At 67.2% G+C, this 13980-nt stretch carries 10 protein-coding genes; 9 read left to right on the plus strand and 1 reads right to left on the minus strand.

Going from position 1 to position 13980, the window contains the following annotated elements:
- Positions 1-16: 16 nt before the first annotated feature.
- The 9 genes from IAE58_RS17615 to IAE58_RS17655 all read left to right on the plus strand — a co-directional run bounded on the left by IAE58_RS17615 (position 17) and on the right by IAE58_RS17655 (position 10641).
- Positions 17-2602, plus strand: coding sequence for a TonB-dependent receptor (locus tag IAE58_RS17615; protein WP_199934410.1), 2586 nt, complete (start codon positions 17-19; stop codon positions 2600-2602).
- Positions 2603-2660: 58 nt separating this feature from the next.
- On the plus strand, positions 2661-3242 hold the full coding sequence (gene msuE / locus IAE58_RS17620) for an FMN reductase (protein ID WP_199934411.1): 582 nt from the start codon (positions 2661-2663) through the stop codon (positions 3240-3242).
- 169 nt (positions 3243-3411) lie between these two features.
- Complete coding sequence (locus IAE58_RS17625; RefSeq protein WP_199934419.1) at positions 3412-3774, plus strand: DUF3088 family protein; 363 nt, start codon at positions 3412-3414, stop codon at positions 3772-3774.
- A gap of 14 nt (positions 3775-3788) precedes the next feature.
- Entirely contained in the window at positions 3789-4766 is a 978-nt protein-coding gene (locus tag IAE58_RS17630; protein ID WP_199934412.1) for an MsnO8 family LLM class oxidoreductase, read from the plus strand.
- An 18-nt stretch (positions 4767-4784) separates the two neighbouring features.
- Entirely contained in the window at positions 4785-6128 is a 1344-nt protein-coding gene (locus IAE58_RS17635; protein ID WP_199934413.1) for an LLM class flavin-dependent oxidoreductase, read from the plus strand.
- A gap of 4 nt (positions 6129-6132) precedes the next feature.
- Positions 6133-7353, plus strand: coding sequence for a M20 aminoacylase family protein (locus IAE58_RS17640; RefSeq protein WP_199934414.1), 1221 nt, complete (start codon positions 6133-6135; stop codon positions 7351-7353).
- Positions 7350-7910: a GNAT family N-acetyltransferase gene (locus IAE58_RS17645; RefSeq protein WP_199934415.1), complete on the plus strand. Its 561-nt coding sequence runs from the start codon at positions 7350-7352 to the stop codon at positions 7908-7910. Before IAE58_RS17640 ends, IAE58_RS17645 begins: the two co-directional genes overlap by 4 nt.
- Positions 7907-9649, plus strand: a complete 1743-nt coding sequence (locus tag IAE58_RS20130) for an amino acid ABC transporter permease/ATP-binding protein (RefSeq protein WP_199934416.1) — start codon at positions 7907-7909, stop codon at positions 9647-9649. Before IAE58_RS17645 ends, IAE58_RS20130 begins: the two co-directional genes overlap by 4 nt.
- 17 nt (positions 9650-9666) lie before the next feature.
- Complete coding sequence (locus IAE58_RS17655; protein ID WP_199934417.1) at positions 9667-10641, plus strand: ABC transporter substrate-binding protein; 975 nt, start codon at positions 9667-9669, stop codon at positions 10639-10641.
- A gap of 79 nt (positions 10642-10720) precedes the next feature.
- Here the strand turns inward: IAE58_RS17655 and IAE58_RS17660 are convergent, their stop codons facing one another.
- Positions 10721-13837 carry a discoidin domain-containing protein gene (locus IAE58_RS17660; protein ID WP_199934418.1) on the minus strand — a complete coding sequence of 1039 codons (3117 nt, stop codon included), beginning with the start codon at positions 13835-13837 and terminating at the stop codon, positions 10721-10723.
- Positions 13838-13980: the final 143 nt, after the last annotated feature.

The raw sequence follows: 13980 nt of genomic DNA on the forward strand, positions 1-13980 counted from the left end.
ACCCCCAAGAGCCCCCATGCCTGCCGCCCACACGCTTGTCCTGACTACCCTTGCGGTTCTGATCGCGGCCACGCTGGCCGTTGCACCTGCCCACGCCGCCGATGCCGATGCCGATGCACCGGCCAGCACGGCCAGCGCTACCTCGGCCAACCTGGCCGCGTCCACACTGGATGCGGTGGTGGTGACCGGTTCGCGCACCAGCACGCGCACGGTCAAGAACAGTTCCACCCCCATCGATGTGATCTCGGCCGAGGACCTGGCCTCCACCGGCCAGGCCAACCTGCTGGAAGCGCTGCAGCGCAGCCTGCCGTCGCTCAGCCAGATTGGTGGCTACCAGAGCGACCAGGAAAGCCTGATTCGCGGCTACCAGCTGCGCAATCTGTCGCCGGGCTACACGCTGGTGCTGGTGAATGGCAAACGCCGCAATGCCAGCGCCTATGTGAGTGGTGCCAACGGCGGCGGCTACCCCGGCCATGCCTGGGCCGATCTGGCGCTCATTCCGGTGTCGGCCATCGACCATGTGGAGGTACTGCGCGATGGCGCGTCGGCCATCTACGGTTCGGACGCCATCACCGGCGTGATCAACGTGATCCTGAAATCGCAGGCGCACGGCGGCGATGTTTCGGTGGAAAGCGGGCAGAGCTTCGATGGCGATGGCACCCGCACCAGCGTGCGCGCGAACGTGGGCCTGCCCTGGGGCGAGGATGGCTTCATCAACATCTCTGGTGAAACCACGCGCCAGCATCATGCGATTCGCACCCGGCGCTATATCGATGGCTACCTGAGCTACCCGGCGGTGGATGCCAATGGCAACCTGGTGGCGCTGCGCCCGAACAACCGTCTGCCGGCCGGTGCATCGCCGAATCCGGCCGAGGCCACGCGCGATGCGGAAGCCAACACCATCCTCAGTTCGCCGTCCTACGCATTGAAGGCCTTCGCGGTGAACGTGGGGCACGGCCTGAGCGAGAGCGCGCAGTTCTATGCCAATGCCAAGGCCAGTGACCGCACGGCGCAGGCGATCCAGAACTTCCGCCTGCCGGCCACCATCTTCACCACCTACAAAGCGCCGGGCGTGCTGAGTGTGTTTCCCGACGGCTTCCTGCCGGTGCTGGAAACCAAGGAGAAGCAGTACACCGCCACGGCCGGGGTGAAGGGCCAGCTTGCGGGCTGGGACTACGACGCCAGCCTGACCGGCAACCGCAACACGGTGCGCACCTACACGCGCAATTCGGTGAACTATTCGCTGCCATACCCCGGTTCGCCCACCGATTTCTACGATGGAAAACTGGACTACCAGCAGGGCATCGCCAACCTGGACCTGCGCCGTGGCTTCGAGGTGGCGGCCTTTGCGTCGCCACTGGAAGTAAGTGGCGGCGCCGAGTACCAGCACGAACAGTACGAGCGCGGCGCCGGCCAGTGGGAGTCGTACACCGGCTTCGGTGCGGCGGCGTTCGTGGGCTATTCCACCGCCGATGCGGTGAAGGCCACGCGCAACAGCAAGGCGGTGTACGCCGGTGCAGCCACCAACATCACCTCGCGCTGGTACCTGGATGCGGCCGCGCGTTGGGAAGATCACTCTGATTTCGGCACGGTGTCCACCGGGCGGCTGACCACGCGCTTCGACTTCACCGATGCGCTGGGCGTGCGCGCTACGGTCAGCAATGGCTTCCATGCGCCCAGCTTGGGTGCGCAGTTCTACCAGGCCACCGGCAGCTGCCCGTGCGGCACTACGCTGGTGGCGCAGGTGGGTTCGCCGGCCGCCGCTGCGCTGGGTGCGACGCCGCTGAGGCCGGAAAAGGCCACCAACTACAGTCTGGGCGTGACCTGGGACCCGAGCCCAGGCTTCCATCTGGCGTTGGATGCCTACCAGATCGATATCCGCGGGCAGCTGGGGCAGTCCAGCCAGATTGGCTACAACGCGCAGGACCCGGCGCGCATCACCGACAACAGCGGCACCGTGCTGACCGCCGCGCAGAAGAACACCATTGATGCGCTGCTGGGCGCGGCCGGCATCAGCATTCTGCCCGGCGATGCGTTCTACGCCAGCTACTTCACCAACGTGGGCGACACCCGCACGCGCGGCGTGGAGCTGACCCTGGAAGCAAACCAGGACACGGCATGGGGCAAGCTGCGCTGGACGTACGCGGCCAACGTGGGCCGCACCACCATCCAGAAAGTGAGCGCGATTCCTGCGGCGCTGCAGGGCCTGCCCAACATCAATCTGCTTACCCGGTCCAGCGAATACGCGCTGCGCTACCGCACCCCGCAGTACACGCAGGTAGCGGGGTTGGGCTGGCAGAACGGGCGCTGGCGCTCGAACCTGGACTTCACCTACTACGGGCCGATCAAGCGCCTGAACAACGGCGTGGCCTACACGCAGCCGCCGGTGCTGGTGACCAACATTTCCGGTGCGGTGGAGCTGGGCGCGGGCTGGAGCGCCGCGCTTGGGGTGAACAACGTGTTCGACAAGCGCACCCGCAAGGTGCCCGAGTACGCGCGCAGCGCCACCGACGTGGCCAGCATTGAAACCACCTGGGATACCGGCGATGTGCTGAGCACGGTGGGGGCGGTGTGGTATGCGCGGGTGAACTATCGGTTCTGAGGTGTAAGGCAGTCGAGCGTGTCTCGACTCTACAAGAGCGCTGAACGCGAGGGTCTTTATGTCTTCCGTAGTGAACGTTGTGGCATTGGTGGGGTCGCCGACGGGGTCGGCGACATCGCGTACGTCGTTGCTGGTGCGGCATCTGCTGGATGCGCTGCAGCAGCGGATGCAGGCGCGGGCGGAGTGGGTGGAGCTGGCGCCGATCGCGCGCTCGCTGGGCCAGGCGCTGTCGCGCGATGAGGCCGCGCCTGCGGTGGAGCAGGCGCTGCAGACCATCGAAGCGGCTGACCTGCTGGTGGTGGCTGCGCCGGTCTATCGCGGCTCGTACCCGGGCCTGTTCAAGCACCTGGTGGATTTCATCGGGCTGGAAGCGCTGGTGGATACGCCGGTGCTGCTGGCCGCCACCGGCGGCAGCGAGCGCCACGCGCTGGTGATCGATCACCAGCTGCGGCCGTTGTTCAGTTTCCTGCAGGCGCACACGTTGCCGATTGGGGTGTATGCCACGCCGGCCGATTTCGATGGCGAGCTGATCAACAGCGCGGCGCTGCAGGCGCGTATTGCCCTGGCTGCCGAACGGGCCAGCGGCCATCTGGCGGCGCAGGGCGTGGCGCTGCCGGTGGCGTTGCGCCGCATTGCCTGACATCGCCCGTGATGGCCATGACGCGCAGCACTGTGCTTATGGCCAACACGCATCTGCATGGCCGGATCTGACCGCCGATTGTCGCGCACTGGCGCAGTGGCGGCGCTCGGTCTCTCTAGCATCGAAGGTGACGCGGCAGCACTACGCCGCACCTGATGAGGACTTCACTGTGGCGCTCGACGCATCCCCCAAGCCCATCCTGTTCCTGCTGGATCGCCAGTTCGAGGATGGCCAGTTGCCCGGCCAGCGTTTCTTCTGCCGGCACAGCCTGCTGCTGGAAGGTGCGCTGTCCAGCATTGACGGTCTGGATGACCAGCTGGACGTGCGACGGATCGGGTTCGCCCGGCCGCGCCGTGAGGTGATTGCCGAGATTGGCGAGCAGGACCAGTCGCTGCCCAAGCTGGTGCTGCCGCAGGGCGTGCACAGTGAGCACGCCAGTGGCGCGCACCAGGACCGCCAGGTGGTGTCCGGCGCCGAGCCGATTCTGGCGGCGCTGAATGCCCTGCTGGGCATTCCCGTGGCCCACCCCTGAGCGAGGACGCGCGCATGAGCTACCAGATAAGCGTATTGGACAAGAGCCCGGTGGCCGAGGGCGCAACGCCGGAGCAGGCGCTGCGCAACAGCCTGCAGTTGGCGCAGCGCGCCGAGCAGTTGGGTTACCACCGCTATTGGTTTGCCGAACACCACGCTGCGCCCACCCTGGCCAGTCCGGCGCCGGAAGTGCTGGCGGCCTGGGTGCTGGCGCAGACGCGGCGCATCCGCATTGGCAGCGGCGGGGTGATGCTGCGCCACTACGCGCCGTACAAGGTGGCCGAAAACTTCAACCTGCTGGCGGCGCTGGCGCCGGGGCGTGTGGATCTGGGCGTGGGCAAGGCCCCCGGCGGCCTGCCGGCCTCGACCGCGGCGCTGGCGGCGGGGCGACCGCCGTTTGCCGATTTCGACCAGCAGCTGCGCGATCTGCAAGGCTATCTGGCCGGCACCCGCGACGACGCGCAGACGCGCCCGGTACCGCAGGCCGCACCCGAACGTTTCCTGCTGGGCGCGAGCCCGTACAGTGCGCGCCAGGCCGCTGAACTGGGTTGGCGCTTCGTCTACGCGGCGCACTTCGACGGCGACCCGCAGCACATTGAAGCGGCGTTTGAGGCCTACCGCGCGCTGTCCACGCAGCCGCCGTTACTGGCCACGGTGGCCTTCGCTGCGCCCACTGCCGAAGCGGCGGCGCGACATATCGGCGCGCTGCGCGTGTACAAGCTGCACCTGTCGCCGGGGCAGACGGTGAACCTGCCCAGCCCGGAAGCAGCCGCTGAGTACGCCCGCCAGGTGGGTGTGGCCGAGTTCCGTATCGAGGAAACCGTCCCCAGCGTGCTGTCTGGCGATGCCGCACACGTACGCGCAGAGCTGGACGCACTGCACCGCCGCTTCGGCGTGGGCGAATTCATCCTGGACGCGCCGGTGGCCGACCTGGATGCACGCCTGACCTCCCTTGAACTGCTGTCGCCCGCACCGCGCGCGGCGGTGGCCTGACCTGCAGGAGATTCCCCCATGAGCACGACCCCGCGCCCCATTCCGTTCGGCATCATGCTGCAGGGCCCAGGCAGCCACATGCATGCGTGGAAGCACGCATCGAACCCGGCCGATGCCAGCGTGAATCTGCAGTTCTACATCGACATTGCGCGTAACGCCGAAGACAACGGCATCGCCTTCGGCTTCGTGGCCGATGGCCTGTACATCAACGAAAAATCCATTCCGCACTTCCTCAACCGCTTCGAGCCGATTTCGTTGCTGTCCGCGCTGGCCACGGCGACGAAGAAGATCGGCCTGGCGGGGACGTTGTCCACCTCGTACAGCGATCCGTTCACGGTGGCGCGCCAGTTCGCCTCGCTGGATCTGCTCAGTGGTGGCCGCGCCGGCTGGAACGTGGTGACATCGCCGCTGGAAGGGTCGGGCCGCAACTACGGCCGCCCGCACCCGGAACATGCACTGCGCTACCAGATTGCCGATGAGTATCTGGAGGTGGTGCAGGGCCTGTGGGATTCCTGGGATGACGATGCCTTCGTGCGCGAGCGCGACAGTGGCGTGTTCTTCGCACCGGAGAAATTCCGCCGCCTGGACCACAAGGGCCGCTTCTTCCAGGTGGAAGGACCGCTGAACATCCAGCGCTCGCCACAGGGACAGCCGGTGATCTTCCAGGCCGGCTCTTCCGATGATGGCATTGCACTGGCGGGCAAGTATGCCGATGCGGTGTTCACCCATTCGCCGTCGCTGGAAGAAACCCGCGCGTTCACCCAGAAGGTGAAGAATTCGGCCATTGCCCATGGCCGCAGCGCGGCGGACGTGAAGATCTTCCCCGGCATCGGCCCGATCGTGGGGCGCACCGCCGAAGAGGCCGAGGCCAAGTACCAGGCCATTGCCGCATTGGCAGGGCTGGACGATGCGCTGGCCTACCTGGGGCGCTTCTTCGACCATCACGATTTCAGCCAGTACGACCCGGATGCGCCGTTCCCGGAGCTGGGTGAGGTAGGCAGCAATTCATTCCGCTCCACCACCGACCGCATCAAACAGGATGCGCGCACCCAGGGCCTGACCCTGCGCCAGGTGGCGCTGCAGGCGGTGAGCCCGCGGCCGAACTTCATTGGTACGCCCGAACAGGTGGCCGACGAACTGATCCGCTGGTTCGATGCCGGTGCCAGTGATGGCTTCATCCTGGGCTTTGCCGCGCAGCGCGAGGGGTTGGATGACTTCGTGAACCTGGTGCTGCCGATCCTGCAGGCGCGGGGTTACCACCAGCGGGAACTGCAGGGGCAGACCCTGCGCGACAACCTGGGGTTGCCGTACAAGGCCAGCCGCCATGCGGTCGATGCCGCGCCAGCGCGGAAGGTGGGGTAGGGCGATGAGCGGAGACATTTCGGTAGCACCGCGCCACCCTCAGCGCGTTTCCGCAGCGACCGGCGTGCTGCCGGAGATCGCGGCACGCGCTGCCGAGGCCATCGCAATCCGCCATGACCTGCACCGCCACCCGGAACTGGCGTTCGAGGAACACCGCACCAGCGCCCGCGTGGCCGAACTGCTGCAGGGCTGGGGTTATGCGGTGACCACCGGCGTGGGCGGCACCGGCGTGGTCGGTACGCTGCAGCGTGGCAACGGCACGCGCCGGTTGGGCCTGCGCGCGGACATGGATGCGTTGCCGATCGCCGAGGAATCCGGGTTGGCGTATGCCAGCCAGAACGAAGGCCTGATGCACGCCTGCGGCCACGATGGCCACACCGCCATCCTGCTGTCGGCGGCGCATTACCTGGCCCACCATGGGCGCTTCAGCGGCACCCTGCATCTGGTGTTCCAGCCGGCCGAAGAAACCGGTTCGGGTGCATCGAAGATGATCGACGACGGCCTGTTCGAGCGCTTCCCGGTGGATGCGATCTACGGCCTGCACAACTGGCCGGGCGTGCCGGTGGGGCATTTCGGTTTTGTGGATGGCCCGGCGATGGCATCGGTGGATTGGGCGCGGCTGAAGGTGATCGGCAAGGGTGGCCATGGCGCCGAGCCCCAGGGCAGCGTGGACCCGATCCTGGCGGCGGCGCATATCGTGACCGCGCTGCAGAGCGTGGTTTCGCGCAATGTCGACCCGCGGCAGATGGGCGTGGTGACGGTGGGCTCGATCCACGGTGGCCAGGCGGCCAACGTGATTCCCGATGCGGTGGAACTGACCCTGACCGTGCGCGCCTACCTGCCGCAGGTGCGCGACACCCTGCGGCGGCGGGTGATCGAGATTGCCGAGCAGACCGCTTCGGCATTCGGCGCGCGCGCGGAGATTTCCTTCCCGCGCGGCTTCCCCAGTGTGATCAACCACGCCGAGCAGACCGCGCTGGTGCGTGATCTTGCGCTGCAGGCGTTTGGCCGCGAGCAGGTGGTGGCCGACTTCGCACCACGTACGGCCAGCGAGGATTTCGCCTTTCTGCTGCAGGCGCGGCCGGGCAGCTTCATCTTCGTCGGCAACGGTGACAGCGCGTCGCTGCACAGCCCGCGCTACGTCTTTAACGATGCAGCCATTGCGCCGGCCGCCAGCCTGTGGGCGCGGCTGGCCGAACACTATCTGGCGGAGGAGGCGGCATGAGTTCGGTGTTTGAGAACGAGCGCTTCCTGTATACCGGCGTGGACGATCCGCTGGCACGGCCGCTGTTCGATGGGCTGGAACAGGAATACGACAGCCGCTACGCCGATGTGCGGCGGCGCATTGGTGGCAGCGCCCGCGAGGAGCTGCAGCGCTACCCCGCGCAGGCGTTTGCCGCGCCGGTGGGCGCCTTCGTGCTGCTGCTGCGCGACGGCGTGGCCATTTCCGGTGGCGCCTTCATGCCGCACCGCGATGCCGACACCGCCGAGTTCAAGCGTATCTGGACGCTGCCGGGCCTTCGCCGCCAGGGCATTGCGCGGCGGGTGCTGCAGGAACTGGAAGAGCAGGCCGCACGCCAAGGCTACCGGCGCGTGTTCCTGACCACCGGCTTCCGCCAACCCGAGGCCGTGGGTCTGTACCTGAGCCACGGCTACACCGCGCTGTTCGACCTGCACGCCGACCCGGAAACCATCGCGCATCTGCCGTTCGAAAAGTGGTTGCGCGCGGCGCAGCCTGGGGCAGGCGCGGCGGTTGCCGCACGCCAGGCGGTGCATGCATGAGCACGCCTTCGACCGCGCTGGAGGGACTGGCCACGCGCCCGGCCGCTGCACACGCATTGAAGATCGTGCCGGCGCGACATCCGCTGCAGGTCGTGGGCACGCTGCTGGCGTTGGCGCTGATCCTGATCGGTTTGCAATCGGTGCTGGGCAACCCGCGCTGGGGCTGGGGTACGTTCGCCGAATGGTTCTTCGCCAAGCCGGTGTTGGAAGGGCTGGGCCGCACGCTGCTGCTGACCGCACTGGGCACCGGGCTGGGCTTTGCGCTGGGCACGCTGCTGGCGCTGGCGCGGGTATCCGGCTCGCCGCTGCTGGCAGCGTTGTCGTGGGGCTATGTGTGGCTGTTCCGCTCGATTCCGCTGCTGGTGCTGTTGCTGCTGCTGAACAACCTGGGCTACCTGTACAGCACCATTGAGCTGGGCGTGCCGTTCACCGGCATCAGCCTGTTCTCGTACCCGACCACGCAGCTGATCGGCGTGTTCACCGCGGCGGTGCTGGGCCTGACCTTGAACCAGGCAGCGTTCTCGGCCGAGGTGATCCGTGGCGGCATTCTGTCGGTGGACCATGGCCAGTATGAAGCGGCGGCCGCACTGGGCCTGCCGCGCGGGCGCCAGGTGCGCCGCATCATCCTGCCGCAGGCGATGCGATCGATCCTGCCTGCGGCTTTCAACGATGTGATCGGGCTGGCCAAGAGCACCTCGGTGGTCTACGTGCTGGCGCTGCCCGAGCTGTTCTACACGGTGCAGGTGATCTACCGTCGCAACCTGGAAGTGGTGCCGCTGCTGATGGTGGCCACGGTCTGGTACCTGGTGATCCTGACCGTGTTGTCGCTGCTGCAGCGGCGGGTGGAGCAGCGCTTTGCGCGTGGCCAGCTGCAGCGCGAGCGCAGCAGCTCGCGGGTGTCTTCGGTGCCGCGCGCGCGCGCTGCCGTGCCCGGGGATGGTGATCGCCCACGCGTGGCGGTGCCGCTGGAAGCCGGGAAGGGCGCGGCAGTGACCCTGCATGGCGTGGGCAAGGTGTTCGACGAGCAGGTGGTGCTGGACGATGTGAGCCTGGACCTGCGTGCGGGCAGCGTGACGGTGTTGATTGGTCCTTCGGGTGCTGGCAAATCCACGCTGCTGCGGCTGATCAACCATCTGGAGCGCGCCGACAGCGGCTATGTGAGCGTGGCCGGTCAGCTGATCGGTTACCGCCGCGAGGGTGACACCCTGTACGAACTGCCCGAGCGTGAGATCCGTCGCCGCCGCGCCGAGGTCGGCATGGTGTTCCAGGGCTTCAACCTGTTCCCGCACCTGACCGCGCTGGAAAACATCATGGAAGCGCCGATCGCGGTACGCGGGGTGTCGCGCGTGCAGGCCGAGCAGCAGGCACGTACGTTGCTGCAGCGGGTGGGGCTGGCCGACAAGGCCGATGCGTTCCCGCGGCAGTTGTCCGGTGGCCAGCAGCAGCGCATTGCGATTGCACGCGCGCTGGCGCTGCAGCCGAAGGTGCTGCTGTTCGATGAACCGACCTCAGCGCTGGACCCGGAGCTGGTGGCCGAAGTGCTGAGCGTGATTGAAGAACTGGCGCGCTCGGGCACCACCCTGGTGATCGTGACCCATGAACTAGCCTTCGCCCGCCGCGTGGCCGACCACGTGGTGATGATGGACCAGGGCCGGGTGATCGAGCAGGGCACGCCCGAGGCACTGTTCGAGCGCCCGCGCCAGCAACGCACCGCCGATTTCCTGGCCAAGACCCTGTAACCCTTTCGAGCGACCCTATGAGCCCTGCATCGCACCGTCGTCCTTCGCGCAGCACGCTGTTGGTTGTGGGTGTGCTGGTGATCGGCATCGCCGGCATCGTCTATTCGCGCGTACGCCAGGCACCGGCGCCGGTGCCGGCCGCCAGCGTTACCTTGGCCGGTGCCGACGCGCCGGTGCTGCGTGGCACGCCGGACCCCAAGGCGCAGGCGCTGCTGCCGCCCGGCTACCGTTTCGTGACCCCGGGCGTGCTGACCGTGGCCACCCACCCGGCGCAGCTGCCGTTGGCCGACTATGGTGCCGACAGCAAGCGGGTGATTGGCGTGGAGCCGGACATCGCACAGCTGATTGCCGATGGCCTGGGCCTGAAGCTGGTGCTGGTGCCGGTAGCGTGGGCCGACTGGCCGCTGGGGCTGGAATCGGGCAAGTACGATGCGGTGCTGTCGAATGTGACGGTGACGGAAGAGCGCAAGAAGAAGTTCGATTTTTCCAGCTACCGATTTGACCTGTTGGGTATCTACACGCGTACCGACGGACCGATCCAGAAGATCGAAAAACCTGCCGATGTGGCGGGGCTGAAAGTGGTGGTGGGCGCCAGCACCAACCAGGACCAGATTCTGCGGCACTGGGACCAGCAGAATATTGCCGCGGGCTTGAAGCCGGTGGAGTACCAGTACTTCGATGATGCGGTGGTGGGGCGGCTGGCGGTGATTACTGGGCGCGCCGATGTGTCGTTTGAACCGAATGCGACTGGCGCCTATTCGGCGCGCGATGGCAAGGTGCGCCGGGTGGGGTTGTTCCCCGGCGGCTGGCCGGATTCGGCGGCGATTTCAGCAACCACGCGCAAGGGCAGCGGGCTGGCCGATGCGATTACCCAGGCGTTGAACACGCAGATAGAAAACGGCACGTATGCGCAGGCGCTGCGGCGTTGGAACCTGGCTGAGGAAGCGGTGCCGCAGTCGCAGACCAACCCGCCGGGGTTGCCGGGGTTCTGATGCACGCCTTCCCCTGTAGAGTCGAGCTTGCTCGACTGCACTTCGCCGATCACCGTATTCCAGTCGAGCAAGCTCGACTCTACCAACGCGCCTCAAGCGTCTTGAACGGTTTCGCCAGCAGCACGCCATCTTTGTCGAAGTTCGAAACTGCTCGCCCATCCACGCGCACGTCCTTCGGCAGGGTGCGGCTGGGCCACCACACGCGTACTGGCGCGCCCTTGCGCAGTCCCTTGCCGAGCGAGACCTGTAGCGTTCCATCTTGCTGCCGGGCCTGCATCTGCAGCGTGCCGTAGGCGGTGGGCAAGCGGTCCACGGCCAAGCCCTCGCCAGCCACCCAGGAAGGGGGCGCCCCCGGCAGCAGCGACAGCGCATCGTCGTCTTCGCGCATCAGCATGCCGAACAGGGTGCGGCCGTATTCGGCGCCGATCCAGGTGTGCGGCATGTCGCCCAGGTAGCGCGGGAAGCGCAGCCGTGAATGCACCACTTCTGCCAGCACCTGCCACTGCAGCGGCCGGCGATCGTGCAGCAGGCCCTGCAGCAGTTCGTCGGCTGCTTCGGGCTGGCCCAGGTGTACGTAACTCAGCACGTTGCGGATTTCATACGGCGTATAGGCATACAGCGCACCGGGCTGGTTGCGCTTGCGCACATCGTCCAGGTAGCGGGCGAAGGTGGTGCGAAGGGCCTCGGCGGGCAGCACGCTCTGCGCGCCGGTGGGGTCCAGTGCGATCGACACACCGGTCGGGTCGCCGTCGCCAAGGTCTGCCGAGGACGGAATGAAGTCGATGCCCTTCCATGCCATGGTGGCGCGGATCGAGGCATGCAGTGCGTCATACAGCGCCTTGTACTGTTCGCGCGCCCACCTTGCGGTTTCGTGGTCGCCCAGCGATTCGGCCAACCACGCGCCATCATGCCAGCCCTTCAGACCCCAGTAGTCGTCCCAGTAGCTGTGGGTGGGTGAGGGGTAGCCCTCGTGGCTGATCGACGGAGCAAGAATGCCGGCAAAGCGCGCAGGCGACGGCTGGTCGGCCATGTAGCCCGGCACCAGGGTGCGTTCGCGCAGTTCCTGCAGGAAGCGCAGCGCGGACTTTACCTTGGGCAGATAGGCGCGCACGCTTTCCGGCCCGCCATCCAGCCGTGCGACGTCGGCCACCAGGGTGATGTACTGGCCCTGGCTGTCGTACTCGATGTCCGAGCCGAAGCCGGTATTCACGCTGCCATCGTCATTGAGGATGGGGGACACCAGGCCGTTGTCATGCACGCCGTGTTCGCTGTACCAGGCCAGGTAGTCGCGCGCGACCTTGGCTTCGCCCATGCGCAGCAGCACGGCCGAGGTGGCCATGCCATCGCGGATGAAGGAACGATTGTAGTTGCGTGGGCCGGGCTGCATGGCCGGGCCTGTCTGGTTGATCAGCATGTAGGCGGCCTGCGCGCGCAGCATGTCTACCAGCGAAGGATCGGGCAGGCGCAGGCCCACCTGGCCCAGCCGTGCCTGCCAATCATTGGAGGCGCGGCTGGCCAGCGTGTCGAAGGCCGTGTCGCCGTCGCGCGGCAACGCGGCCAGGTCCAGGGCCGGTGCGGCCGGCAGCACGCCATGGGCATCAGCGTTGGCGGCGCCCAGCGGGAAGGCCACCACGACGGCTTCGCTGGCACCGGGGGCCAGGCGGATGTGATAGCTCAGCGCCGCCGCGGCCAGGCCGGCGGCATCGCTGGCCTGTTTCGCTGCAGGCAGTTGTCCGCTGGCGATGGCCGCGGTGATTTCGGTATTGCCCTCGTTGCCGAACGGCGCGGCGCCTGCGGCATCGACGGTGGTGAGTGACTGCAGCAGCGTGCGGCCATTCACGCGAACGGCGTTGCCTGCAACGGCCACCTCGCGGATCGGCGACAGCCCGCCGTTCTGCCACGGCGGGTTCATCTGCATCGGTCGCACGGCCAAGCTCAGCGTGCCTTCGATCGCTGTAGTGCCGGTGTTGTGCAGACGATGGCGCACGAAGGTGACCGGCTGACCGTCGCGCTCGATGGCGAAGGCCTCGCTGCGCAGTTCCAGCCCCGGCTGCGGCGACCAGGTGGCCGATGGCATCGGCTTCCAGCCATCGCGAAGGGCGTGTTGCACCGGGTGTCCTGCGGCGCCGGCGGCGCGGCCATCGGCGCTGCGCCAGATCGGTTGAACCAGCGGCGCACCCTTGAAGACCTCGATGTTGCCGTATTCGTCGAAGATGGATTTTTGACGGCCCGCGTGCACTCCCACGGCCGTCCAGTACGTCTGCTGCATGTGTAGCGAGGCAGGGAACAATGCGCGCTGCGCGCCGCTGGCGGCGATCTGGTAACGCTTCATCGGTGTCATCACGGCCTTCGGGCCGAGCAGGCGGATGCGTTTGATCTGCGGTGCATCGCCTTCTACGGTCAGCCGCAGTGCCTGCAGGTCGAGCGGTGCATCTGCTGCCAGCCAACTCTGCTGCCGCGTGGCAGCCTGCGCATCGCGCGCCAACTCATGCCAGCGACCTTGCGCGTCCCGTGCCTGCAGGCGTGCGGCGCCGTGTACGCTGGCCCAGTCCACCGCCAGCCCGGTGCTGGGCTGCGCGCGGGGCAGAATGATGTCGAGCGTGTGGCTGCCATCCTTGCCAGTGGGTAGGGCCACGGTGCCGCCGCCCTGCCACAGCGCAGCGGTCTGGGTGGCATCCAGCCCGGCTACCTGTGCGCTGAGCGCGGTGTCGAGCGGTTCCATTTCGAAGATCGACACGCCCCAGTCGGACGTGCGCTGCGGGCTGGCCAGGCGCAGGTAGCGGGCCTGGCGGGGCGCGAAGTACAGGGTCTCGATGCCGCCCAGCGAATCGGCCATGACGTAGTCCGTCTGCCAGTGGGTGCCATCGAGCGAGGTCTGCAGCGAATAGGCTTCGGGGTTGGAGACATCCCAGGTGAGGCGCGCGCCTGCCAGAATTGCCGGTTTACCCAGATCGATCTGGAACCAATGGCCGGGGCTGAACGCGCCACCGGTCACCGTCTTCGGATCGTTGTCGATCAGGTGGCTGATCGCCATCGCTGGCACCTGCTGCGATGAGGCGCTGGCCTGCCATTGCGCGCGCGGTGGCAGGTTCTGTGCGCTGACCGCTGCCGCCAGTGCGAGGGTGGGCAGCAGCAGTGCCTGGGCGAGGCGCCGGTGCGGCGGGGAAGTGGTGCAGCGGTCGGCGCAGAACGGCATTGCGAAGGCCTCACATGAGCACGGCCCGGGAACGGGCAGGGCTACGCTAGCAAGGGATGTAAGCGGTTACATGACGCATCGCAGTATGTGGGTGGGCATGGCTGGGGGAAGGCGTGCCAACCAAGGTTGGCACCTACCGGGGC

Source organism: Stenotrophomonas sp. S49 (assembly GCF_016624905.1).
Taxonomy (GTDB): domain Bacteria; phylum Pseudomonadota; class Gammaproteobacteria; order Xanthomonadales; family Xanthomonadaceae; genus Stenotrophomonas.